A 10,967-nucleotide genomic window follows, 5' to 3' on the forward strand; every position below is an offset into this window, starting at 1 on the left:
AGATCAGCTCTTCGTTATTATGGTTGTTGTTGCTGAATATTGAAAAATAATCAGCAGATAGCTTCGCCTGTCCGGACGCGATTACCTTGTCGGTATACTGGATCACCTTGTCCAGATCTTCGGTACGGAACTCGATAGTAGGCGCGTAACGGTTGCGGTAAACACCTGCATTCAGGTATAGTCTTGACAGCAGGCTCCATGCGGCAGCCTGGTTCAACCGGCCCGGGCCCACAGCTGATTTCGGTTTCAGCAGCGGCTCGGCGGCGAGCAGCTCGCTTTCAATGTACTTCACAGCTTCTTCACCGCGGATGATCGTAGACGTTGTGCCCGGATCTTCCTTCACAAAAACAATCCCAAACATATCGAGCAAAACCATATTGTAGTAAGCGCGCATTGCTCTTGCCTCTGCCAGATAAGCAGCTGCATTGGGATCTGTGGACTGTTTGTAGCTCGTAATTGCGGTAATGGAGCGGGAAATGGATTGTACCAGCTGGTTCCAGGTGTTGTTCACATTGGGATCGGTAGCAGTGGTATTATGCTGGTGCATAGCCAGGTAAATTCCATTGTCGCCCCAGTCGGTACCGCCGCGGTAGGGTAGTATTGCTTCGTCCGTGCTGATTTCCTGCAATGTAAAATAATTGGTATGCAGGAACAGGTTGGGCAACAATGCGTAAACAGGCGCGATCAATCCATTGGCTTCATCCTGGGGAGAAAGCTTGTTGCTCAGCGTTTCGTCCAGAACTTCTTCCTGCAGGTTGGTGCAGGAGGTAGTAAAATATAGCAGGCTGGCTGCCGTAAATATGAGGGATAGTCTATTTTTCATTTTGTAATAATTAAAAACCAACATTGACACCAAACAGCACAGTTCTCGCTTTCGGGTAGCTCAGGTAATCGATACCATAGGAAGTTACCCCTTTGATTTCGCGGTCGTTGTTCACCTCCGGATCGTACCCGTTGTACTTCGTCCAAACAGCCAGGTTCTGGCCGGTAACTGAAAGCCGCAGGGTTTGTACCCATTTGTTAATGCCCAGTTTCGTCGTGTTCAGGTTGTATCCCAATACAAGGTTGTTCAACCGCAGGAATGCGCCGCTTTTCAGAAATCTGGTTGACACAGGCGCTGAGTTGTTGATCGATTCACCCTCGGTAGTCAATGCGTCACGCGTAACGTTCAGACCTTTCGACAATTTCAGTTTGTAGAAATTTGAATTGGCTGTGTTATCGTAAACCTTATTGCCGGCTACCCCATTGAAATTGGCTGCAAGATCAAAGCCTTTGAAGCTGACATTACCATTGAAATTGTACATGCGGGTTGGAAGCGCAGTACCTGCGGCAATGCGGTCATTGTCGGTTACAATACCGTCGCCGTCTACATCACGGAACTTGCTGATCCCGTTTTCATCATATCCAATGTGTTCTTTGAGGAAAAACGTACCAATTGGCTGGCCGCTCAGGTAACCATTGATCGTAGCAGATGTAAGTCCCGATCCCTGCGCAGAACCCGAAGGAATAACCGAGTAAGGAGAGCCTGTCACTTCATTTTTGATGAATGTGATGTTCCCGCCGAGTCCGTATCGTAAGCCATTTTCAAGTGCATTCCGGTAATTCAATTCCAGTTCGACACCTCGGTTCACAATGCGCATATCAGGTACGTTGGTCCAGAAAGTTCCAGCTGGTTGCACGGGATCAGCAGGGATTACTTCCAGCAAGATTTTTCTTGAAGTCTTGGAGAAATAGTCGATTTCACCGCTTAATGCTCCTTTGAACAAACCAAAATCAAGTCCGATATCCGTTTGCTGCGATACTTCCCATTGAATATCAGGGTTTGCAAGGCGCGTGTAGGTTGTACCTGCGGGATAGGGGCTGGTGCCGTCAAGCGGGTAGCTGGTTGTTCCCGATACAACAGAGGTAAATCGCGCCTGGGTGATTTTGGAAGGGATTTCCTGGTTACCCGTCGATCCCCAGCCAGCGCGTAGTTTCAGCTCCGAGAAAGGTGAAGATTTCATAAATGGTTCTTCCGAAATCCGCCAGCCGAGGGAGAAGGAGGGGAAGTATCCATATTTGTTATTTGCGCCAAACTTGGACGAACCGTCAACACGCAGTGTAGCTGTGGCCAGGTACCGGTCCCTGAATCCGTAGTTGACACGTCCAAAAAACGATTGCAGCTCATTGATCGTCGCAAAACCGCCTGGCTGGTTCAGTACCAGCGTCAGATCCTGTCCCAGACCCGGGTTGTAAATGGGTTCAATATCTGAGATCGGGAATTTATTAATGCTGAAATTTCTCTCCTGCAGGAATATACGCTGGTAAGAATGGCCGGCCAACGCGCTGAAACTATGAACCTTGCTGTTGAATGTATAAGTAAGGTAGTTCTCGATCAGGCGGTTAGAGTTTTTGTTGCTCCAATTTTCCAGTCGGCCAATTTCGTAAGGGACTGTGTTGGGCAGCGTTTGCTTGTCTTCCACGGAAGTGGAGTGGTCAAGACCGAAATTGAGCTTGTATACCAATCCTTTAATGATCGTAACGGAAGGCGAGATGCTGGCCAGCACGCGGTTGGTGTTCACCAGTTCTTTATAAAGCCGGAGCGAAATCAGCGGGTTTGTACCATCCTGGTATTGGTACGGTTCTCCATTGTCACCATAAGGTTTGTAAGTCGGGTTTGCTGTGATGGCGCCACCGATGATACCCTGGATATTCGGGCGTTGCGTTTTGGTGTTGGTCGCATTCAGGTTCACATCCAATGTAACGCGGTCATTCAGCAGCTTTTGAGAAATATTGACACGGCCAGAGTAGCGGTCCTGGCTGCTGCCCTTCAGGATACCTTCCTGTTTTTGTGCGCCAAAGGATGCGTAGTAAGTCATGCGATCGCTGCCGCCACCAATGGAAAGATTGTGATTGTGGGTTTTGGCTGTGCGGGAAATTTCTTTCTGCCAGTCGGTATCCGCTCCTTCGTTGATCACAGTGCTTCCCAGTTTTTTAGCCTCGGAAACGAAATCAGCGCCGTTCAGCACATCCAGCGGCCGCGCCATTTTCGAGAGTCCCAGGCTACCTGAGTAGGTAATGCTCGCTTGCCCCGACTTGCCTTTTTTGGTAGTAATCAGGATAACGCCATTTGCTCCACGCGCACCATAAATCGCAGTTGCAGAAGCATCTTTCAGTACGTCCATGGACTCAATGTCCTGTGGGTTGAGGAAGTTGAGCGGGTTACCGTCTCCACCTGTGCTGCTGTTGTCCAGCGCCATTCCGTCCACCACAAACAGCGGCGTACTTCCCGTACGCACGCCACCCGGGCCACGAACGGTAATGCTGTTTTTCGCTCCCGGTTCACCTGTTGCAGAGGTAACATTGACACCGGACACCTTGCCTTGCAGCAACTGCTCGGGCGAGTTGATGATACCGGAGTTGAATTCGGTGCTTTTAAGAGACTTAACCGAACCTGTAATATCTTTTTTAGCGGTACTTCCATAACCTACCACCACTACTTCGCCCAGGTTTTCAGCCGTTTCTTTGAGGCTAACCTGAACAGAAGCTGCATTGTCCGCAGTGAGAAGGAAGTTGGACAATGTTTGTTTTTCAAAACCGATGTAGCTGAATTCCAGGTTGTAACTAACCTCTGTTTGCAGGTTTGCAAATGAGAAGCTACCATTTTCGTCGGTTGTAGCGCCTTGCTTGTTGCCCCCATTCACGTCCGAGATCACAACAGTTACGCCGGGGAGCGGCTCGGAGCTGCCTGCTGCAATTACTTTGCCTTTGAGTGTCACATTCTGCATTAACGGGGCTGGCGCTGCGTACGCTTGCAGGCTCAGCAGCACGGCAAACAGCATTGCATAACTTCGCCACAGACCAGTTCCGACTGATCGGGATAGAGTTTTCTTCATACTTGTGGATTATTAAATTGGAACAACATGAAAGGTGAGTAATTATAAAGAAGGATTGAATGCAAGATTGCAATTGTATTTTTGAAACAAATTATAGAATATAGCTAATACTGATTTCAAACGTTTGAAATTCTGTGCAAACGTTTGAAAAAATTGAGGAACAAATAGGATGAAATTGATATCGTGATCAATTCCCTGGATTTAGGAGCGCGCAAAAGTGGCAGTTGCGTCCGGAATGAAGGCAATTCGGATGTTTAAGGAATTGTTAAATTGTAGGGTTTGCCAAGTTAGATCAGTGCTAGGCAGCACTTTCAAGCGAACTGATCTTGATGGTGAGACCATAAGCTTGCATCAACTCGTCAAGCTCCACTTTATGCTTGTTTAGCAAAGAGCGATAATCACTAACCTGACTCTGTGGGCTGTTATGATCTTCAAGTAGCTTTAAAGTCTGATTGGTCAATGCAATCAGTTCCAGTAAACGGGATACTCGAAGTCCCCATTCATGTAGTTGATGTAATTCCTGTTCCTGCATAACTTAATATCTTAGTTCTATGAAACCCTTTTTTCTTATCAGTTCTTGATCTTCCGAAATATCCAGATTAAACATCCTGCCGCAAAACCTCCAATGGCGGCCGCGAGAGAATTCCGCGGCTGTTGATCAATCCGATGATCACGGTGAGTAATGAGACAAAGAAAAATACGCCTACAATCGGCAGCAGCTCCGGTTTGAACTCGGCTTCAAAGCTGAATTTGGCCAATGCAAAACTGCCTACCAGCGCGATGATAATGCCGGTCAATGCAGCCAGCGCACCCAGGAAGAAGTATTCCAGTGCGGTTATCGCGAAAATTTGCTTGCGGCTTGCACCCAGCGTTCTGAGCAGAACACTTTCCTGCAAACGCTGGTATTTACTGATCATCACAGAAGAGATCAGCACGATCAGTCCCGTCAGAATGCTGAAACCAGCCATAAACCGTATCACGAAGCCGATTTTGTTAAAAATATCATCGAGCAACCGCAGCACCAATGCCAGGTCGATAATGGCGATGTTGGGATACTTTCTCACAACAGCCTGCTGAAAGGTAGCAGATACCTCCGGGCTCGGCACGTGCGTGAGCATGGCGTGGAACTGCGGCGCTTCTTCCAGCACGCCTGTTGGAAATACCACCAGGAAGTTGGTCTGTACTTCGCCCCAGTTGACTTCCCGCAAGCTCGAAACGCGGGTGTTCATCAAGGTACCTTGTACATTGAAAACCATGGTGTCTCCAAGCTCAATCTTGCTGCGATCGGCAAAACCCTGTTCGAGGGAAATGGGCACTAATCCTTTCGCAGGATCATATTTTCCTTCCCATTTACCCTTTGTTATCTTTTCAGAAGAGGTAGTTGAGTCCCGGAAAGTGACGCGGTACTCTCTCCCGAAAATCCGGCGCGATTGTTCCATTGTGGTATCTCCCTCAAAGTCGGCAGCCGTTTTTCCATTTAGTTCTTCCAGTCTCATATTTACAATAGAGACACTTTGATTAACAGGCACATTCTGCGCTTTGGCAATCGCCAGCACACCTTCTTTCTGGTGACCCTGAATATCAAAAAGGACAATATTGGGCTGGTTGCCACTGGTGGATAGCTTAACACGTTCCAGCAAAATGCTTTGTACAAAAAACAGGGTGCAAATGAGCGTGGTACCCAGACCAATGGAGACGATCAGGATCGTGGTTTGATTGTTGGGGCGGTAAAGGTTTGCCAGTCCCTGCCGCCACAAGTAGCTCCATGAAACCGGAAAAAACCGACGCACAAGCCAGGTGAGCAGCAGCGCCATTCCATACAACACCAAAAACGATCCGAGGATACTTGCCGTAAATGCCAGCGCTTCGACCCAGGTACGCATTTGTAAAAACGAAAACCCGAAAATGAACAGCACGATCAACACATACAGCAGCCATGTAACCGGGTCTCTTTCAAGCTTCACGGGATCAAGTGAAACGCGCAGCACATTCAACGGAGAGACGCTGCGGATTGACAGGAGAGGCGGCAATGCAAAAAGTACGGAGATCAAAACGCCGATCGCCAGCCCCTGCGCGATCGCTGTCCAGGAAATTGCCGTGGTAAGTTCAAATGGTAGTAAGTCTTTGATCACGAGAGGTAAAAACTGCTGGATCGCAGTGCCGAGTGCGGCTCCTATGACGGAACCTATGATGCCGATCCCGAGGATCTGGATCAGGTAAATGAGGAAAGCCTGGGAGGCTTTTACACCCAAACACCTCAGAATAGCAATGGATTTCAGTTTTTCACGAATGTAAATATGGATCGCGCTAGCGACTCCGATGCAGCCGAGCAGCAATGCAACAAAGCCAACCAATGCAAGAAAGCGCGTTAAATCCCGGAAGGAGCGGCCTGTGTCTTCTTTTTGCTGCTGAACAGTATTATGGTCCAGATCAAATTTCTCAAAACGCGGTTCCAGATTTTTAACCAGTTTGTCAACGTCGGTACCTGGCGCAAAACGGAAATAATAGCGATAAGCCACGCGGCTTCCTTTTTGCATTAAGCCTGTTTCGCCAAGGTACTGCATTGGAATGTAAACTGTGGGCGCAACGGAACTTGTGATACCGGTTGCTCCTGGCGCTTTTTCGAGTATTCCGGCGATCGCGAATGTCACTTCACCAATCCTGACAGAGTCGCCCACTTTGGCATTGTATGGCAGCATCAGTGTCTGGTCCACCAGCGCCTCGCGTTTGTTCCTGAACGTTTTTTCAGCCGTAACCGGAACCGTCTCGAATTTTCCATAATAAGGAAATGCCCCGGACAATGCTTTAACCTGCGCCAGCCTGTTACCGCCGCTTTTGGTAAAATAAACCATGGAAGCGAAGCTGCGCTCCTCCGAACGGATTTTACCCAGTGAATCCACCAGCTCTTTGGCTTTTCCTTCCACCGCGCGGTTTCCATAAAGCGCAAGATCAGCACCAATTAAAGTAGCGGCCTGATTGTCGATGTTTTCTTTCAGGTTGTCGCCCAGCGCGTAAATGGCTACTAATGCGGCAATGCCTAGAATGATTGATGAAATGAAAAGTACCAGGCGGGAGCGGTTTTTCCGGCTGTCGCGCCACGCCATTTGCAGCAGCCAGGATATGTTCAGGTTGTTGGAGTCCATCAGGAAATCGGGGTTATGCTACCAGTTTTCCGCCTTTGATGCGGACGATCCTTTGCGTTTTTGCGGCCAGTTCGAGGTCGTGGGTTACCACCACGAGCGTAGTCCCGGCTTCTTTATTGAGGTCAAAAAGCAGATTAACTACCTTCTCGCTGGTTTCAGCGTCGAGGTTTCCGGTAGGTTCATCGGCAAAAAGGATCTGTGGCTGATTTGAAAAAGCACGGGCAAGAGAAACGCGCTGCTGCTCGCCGCCGCTGAGCTGGGTAGGGTAGTGGTGGCTCCGCTCTGCAAGTCCGACCTTGTCGAGCAGGTCAAGTGCGCGCGATTTGATATTTCTTTCACCCCGAAGTTCGAGTGGTACCATTACGTTTTCCAGTGCGGTGAGGGTGGGAAGTAGCTGGAAATTTTGGAAAATGAATCCTACATATTTGTTTCTTACAGCCGCGAGCTGGTCTTCATTCAATCCATTGAGGCGGGTTCCGTGCAGCTCCACGTTTCCTGAAGAAGCCCGGTCCAGACCCGCGCACAGGCCGAGCAGCGTCGTTTTTCCGCTTCCCGACGGACCTACGATGGACATGGTCGAACCTGCTGCTACTGAAAAATGAATGTTGTCTAAAACCGTCAGCGACCGATCACCGCTTTTATATATTTTACTTACCTGCTGCAGATCGAGTATGGTATCCATCTAATGTTCCTATTTTTATGATTTCGTGGTGCTAAGCTTGGGCAACCTGTTTCACCCTAATTTGGTTCTTTTGGTTTTATGTCGATTATAAATATAGGTTAAACGGCATTCAAAACTAAATGAGCGGTTTGAGGGCAATTTTCACGCGAGTTTGTCCTTTTAATTTCAGTCAAAATCAAACTTTATTATGAAGCGCATTTCATTTTTTATCTACACACTTTTTATTCCGTTACTACTGTTTTCCTGTGATAGCGGGAAAAAGGAGGGAGCTGAGTCCGGCGAAAAATCAGCCAACGCGCCTGCCCGGCAGGATGCTGAGAAGAAAAAGACCATCGTATTTTTCGGGAACAGCCTTACCGCAGCCTACGGACTCGATGATCCTACGCAGGGTTTTGTCGGATTGATCCAAAAGAAAATCGATTCACTCGGACTTAACTATAAGGTAATTAATGCAGGCGTAAGCGGCGAAACAACCTCCGGCGGGAACAGTCGCATTGAATGGCTCCTCAAACAGCCGCTTGATGTATTTGTATTGGAACTCGGCGGGAATGACGGTTTGCGGGGTATTCCGGTGCCTGAAACGAAAAAGAACCTGCAGGCGATGATAGATAAGGTACATTCCAAGTATCCAGAGGCAAAAATTGTATTGGCAGGAATGCAGATACCGCCCAATATCGGCCAGAAGTACGCTTCTGATTTCCGTGCCGTTTATGCTGATCTTGCCAAAAAGAACAACATCACGCTGATCCCGTTTTTACTGGAAGGTGTGGGTGGCGAAGCCAAGCTTAACTTGCCCGACGGCATTCACCCCACTGCGGAAGGCCATAAGATCCTGGCCCAGAACGTGTGGGTAATTATCGAAGACCTGCTTTGAAAATATTGGCTTACAAACAGAAAGGCCCGGAGCTGTCTAAAACAGTACTCCGGGCCTTTTTTATTTCAATGTCTTCTTACTCTACACAACCCTGTCGCCACGAATCAAACGAAGAATAATCGCCACTACGGCAATCACTAAAAGAATGTGGATAATGTTACCAAGTCCAAAGCTTGCGAAGCCGAAATAGCCTATCAACCAAAGGATTACGAGGATGACAGCTATTGTATAAAGAAGATTTCCCATTGTTTTGTATTTTGAGTTAGAGATGTTTGAGATATGACTGAATGATATCAATTTAAATGCCAGCAAGAAATACCTGGATTTCGCGCCATAACTTTCCCCGGATTCTACAATATTTGCGCTTCATTGAAATTACATAGCCATAAGTTGTAGAAATTTATCTCAAAGCTCTTCTATGAAGCGAACATTACTAAGCCTGCTCATTCTTTTAACAATTTGTTTTTCTACAAAAGCTGCCCTCGTCGATACTGTGGACACTTATAGTGCCGCCATGAAGAAGAACATCAAGGCAGTTGTGATCCGGCCCGACAACTACGCGACTGCCGGCGAAATGCCCGTCGTTTACCTCCTGCACGGTTATAGCGGCAATTATGCCGACTGGATTAAGAAAGCAGCGGGTTTTCAGAAAGCGGCGGATTTATATCAAATGATGATCGTTTGTCCCGATGGCGGCTTTGGAAGCTGGTACTGGGACAGTCCGGATCCGGCATTTAAATATGAAACCTACGTGGCCAAAGAGCTCGTGGCGTTTGTGGATAGTAAGTACAAGACGATCAAAGACCGCAAAGGCCGGGCGATTACCGGGCTGAGTATGGGCGGTCACGGCGGGTTATACCTCGCTTTCCGGCACCAGGATGTATTCGGCGCGGCGGGCAGCATGAGTGGGGGAGTGGATATCCGTCCATTTCCCAATAACTGGGATATGGCAAAACGTTTGGGCAAATACGCCGAGAAGCCGAAGGAGTGGGAAGAAAATACGGTGATCAATATGCTGCATTTACTAACCCCGAACACATTGTCTTTGATTATAGACTGCGGCCGCGAAGACTTCTTTTTTGAGGTAAATGAAAAACTGCACCGCGAGCTGGCCTACCGCAACATTCCCCACGATTACATAGTGCGGCCCGGCGCGCACAACTGGGCCTACTGGACCAATGCGGTGCAATATCAGCTGCTTTTCATGAGCAATTTTTTTAATAGGAAAGAAGCAGCAGCCAAATAGGTTGTATTTTCGATTGTATACAAATTTCTAATTTCTCTCATTTACATTTGTACAAATAGAATTAACCTACCTTTTAATTTTACTATTCAGCTATAATGAGCAATTATTCCTCTCCTGCACCGGCTGGCGCTCCCAAGTTTACTGAAAACAGATACCTGATTACCCTCATTTTTGTTACCTCGCTTTTCATGTTCTGGGGCATCGCCATTACCATGGGAGATGTTTTGAATAAGCACTTTCAGCACGTATTGAGCCTGACCAAGACGCAGTCTGCTTTTGTGCAGTTTGCAATTTTCGGTGCTTATGGTGTAATGGGGATACCCGCGGGGCTTTTTATGAAGCGTTTCGGTTATAAGAACGGCGTACTTTTCGGTCTGGCGCTTTTTGCGGCCGGATCGTTTTTGTTTGTGCCCGCAGCGGCGGCAGCTTCATTTCCGTTTTTTGGGGGTGCATTGTTTATTCTGGGCTGTGGTATTTCTACGCTTGAAACCGTAGCGCACCCGTTTGTCGCATCTCTCGGCGACCAGCGTACCAGCGATATGCGGATCAACTTCGCACAGGCTTTTAATGCACTGGGTACCATTATCGGACCGGCGGTAGGTTCTTATTTTTTGTTGAGAAACAATGTAGAAGGCAGCACGGATCTTACTTCGGTTAAAACGCTATATATCGTGATCGGAAGTGTTATCGCGACGATCGCGGTGCTTTTTTCTTTCGTTAAAGTACCTGCATTGACTGATCCGCACGTGGCAGCAGATCCGGCAGCGGCGAATGTAGATACACATCCTGAGAAAGGTCTTTTCGAACATACGCATTTTAAGTGGGCGGTATTCGCGCAGTTTTTCAATGTAGCCGCACAAGCTGGTACCTGGGCGTTTTTTATTAATTACGGGCACGAGAAAATGGGTTTCACGGACGCGGTTGCGGGTAACTGGATGATCCTCTTTTTCGTACTGATGCTCGCCGGTCGTTTTATCGGTACGTTCCTGATGCGTTTCATTGCACCGCCTTCGCTACTTGCCATTTTCGCAGCATGTAACATTGTTATGTGCCTCATTATCGCGCAAAGTCTGGGCTGGCCGTCATTCATCGCATTGCTGATGCTCAACTTCTTTTTCAGCATCATGTTCCCGACTATTTTCAGTTT

At 48.0% G+C, this 10,967-nt stretch carries 9 protein-coding genes; 3 read left to right on the forward strand and 6 right to left on the reverse strand.

Annotation, left to right across the window (positions count from 1 at the left end; all coding sequences use genetic code 11):
* The 5 genes from ACTIE6_RS07605 to ACTIE6_RS07625 all read right to left on the reverse strand — a co-directional run.
* Nucleotides 1-823, reverse strand: an 823-nt coding sequence (locus ACTIE6_RS07605; protein WP_439556066.1) for a RagB/SusD family nutrient uptake outer membrane protein, incomplete at its 3' end; no start/stop codon positions are given.
* 10 nt (nucleotides 824-833) lie between these two features.
* On the reverse strand, nucleotides 834-3,821 hold the full coding sequence (locus ACTIE6_RS07610; protein WP_439556073.1) for a SusC/RagA family TonB-linked outer membrane protein: 2,988 nt from the start codon (nucleotides 3,819-3,821) through the stop codon (nucleotides 834-836).
* Between the two features lie 352 nt (nucleotides 3,822-4,173).
* The gene (locus ACTIE6_RS07615; protein ID WP_439556067.1) at nucleotides 4,174-4,407 is read right to left on the reverse strand and encodes a hypothetical protein; all 234 of its coding nucleotides are present in this window, start codon (nucleotides 4,405-4,407) and stop codon (nucleotides 4,174-4,176) included.
* Nucleotides 4,408-4,474: 67 nt separating this feature from the next.
* The gene (locus ACTIE6_RS07620; RefSeq protein WP_439556068.1) at nucleotides 4,475-7,018 is read right to left on the reverse strand and encodes an ABC transporter permease; all 2,544 of its coding nucleotides are present in this window, start codon (nucleotides 7,016-7,018) and stop codon (nucleotides 4,475-4,477) included.
* A gap of 13 nt (nucleotides 7,019-7,031) precedes the next feature.
* A complete protein-coding gene (locus ACTIE6_RS07625; RefSeq protein WP_439556069.1) occupies nucleotides 7,032-7,700 on the reverse strand; it encodes an ABC transporter ATP-binding protein in 669 nt (222 codons plus the stop codon).
* A 187-nt stretch (nucleotides 7,701-7,887) separates the two neighbouring features.
* Between ACTIE6_RS07625 and ACTIE6_RS07630 the strand changes: the two genes are divergently transcribed.
* The gene (locus tag ACTIE6_RS07630; RefSeq protein ID WP_439556070.1) at nucleotides 7,888-8,574 is read left to right on the forward strand and encodes an arylesterase; all 687 of its coding nucleotides are present in this window, start codon (nucleotides 7,888-7,890) and stop codon (nucleotides 8,572-8,574) included.
* A gap of 81 nt (nucleotides 8,575-8,655) precedes the next feature.
* Here the strand turns inward: ACTIE6_RS07630 and ACTIE6_RS07635 are convergent, their stop codons facing one another.
* Nucleotides 8,656-8,820 (reverse strand): lmo0937 family membrane protein, encoded by a 165-nt coding sequence (locus ACTIE6_RS07635; RefSeq protein WP_082489155.1) that lies wholly within the window; start codon nucleotides 8,818-8,820, stop codon nucleotides 8,656-8,658.
* Nucleotides 8,821-8,992: 172 nt separating this feature from the next.
* Here ACTIE6_RS07635 and ACTIE6_RS07640 point away from each other — a divergent pair, with 172 nt between their 5' ends.
* Nucleotides 8,993-9,820, forward strand: coding sequence for an alpha/beta hydrolase (locus ACTIE6_RS07640; RefSeq protein WP_439556071.1), 828 nt, complete (start codon nucleotides 8,993-8,995; stop codon nucleotides 9,818-9,820).
* A 95-nt stretch (nucleotides 9,821-9,915) separates the two neighbouring features.
* A partial coding sequence (locus ACTIE6_RS07645) for an MFS transporter (RefSeq protein ID WP_439556072.1) occupies nucleotides 9,916-10,967 on the forward strand: 1,052 nt, incomplete at its 3' end.

Origin of the sequence: Dyadobacter sp. (assembly GCF_051859145.1) — a bacterium.
In the GTDB taxonomy this organism is placed as follows: domain Bacteria; phylum Bacteroidota; class Bacteroidia; order Cytophagales; family Spirosomataceae; genus Dyadobacter.

Bases quoted from the DNA above. Each gene is read 5' to 3' on its own strand.
- ACTIE6_RS07615 (WP_439556067.1), bottom strand. From the start codon at position 4,407: ATGCAGGAACAGGAATTACATCAACTACATGAATGGGGACTTCGAGTA.
- ACTIE6_RS07625 (WP_439556069.1), bottom strand. From the start codon at position 7,700: ATGGATACCATACTCGATCTGCAGCAGGTAAGTAAAATATATAAAAGC.
- ACTIE6_RS07635 (WP_082489155.1), bottom strand. From the start codon at position 8,820: ATGGGAAATCTTCTTTATACAATAGCTGTCATCCTCGTAATCCTTTGG.
- ACTIE6_RS07610 (WP_439556073.1), bottom strand. From the start codon at position 3,821: ATGCTGTTTGCCGTGCTGCTGAGCCTGCAAGCGTACGCAGCGCCAGCC.
- ACTIE6_RS07630 (WP_439556070.1), top strand. From the start codon at position 7,888: ATGAAGCGCATTTCATTTTTTATCTACACACTTTTTATTCCGTTACTA.
- ACTIE6_RS07640 (WP_439556071.1), top strand. From the start codon at position 8,993: ATGAAGCGAACATTACTAAGCCTGCTCATTCTTTTAACAATTTGTTTT.
- ACTIE6_RS07620 (WP_439556068.1), bottom strand. From the start codon at position 7,018: ATGGACTCCAACAACCTGAACATATCCTGGCTGCTGCAAATGGCGTGG.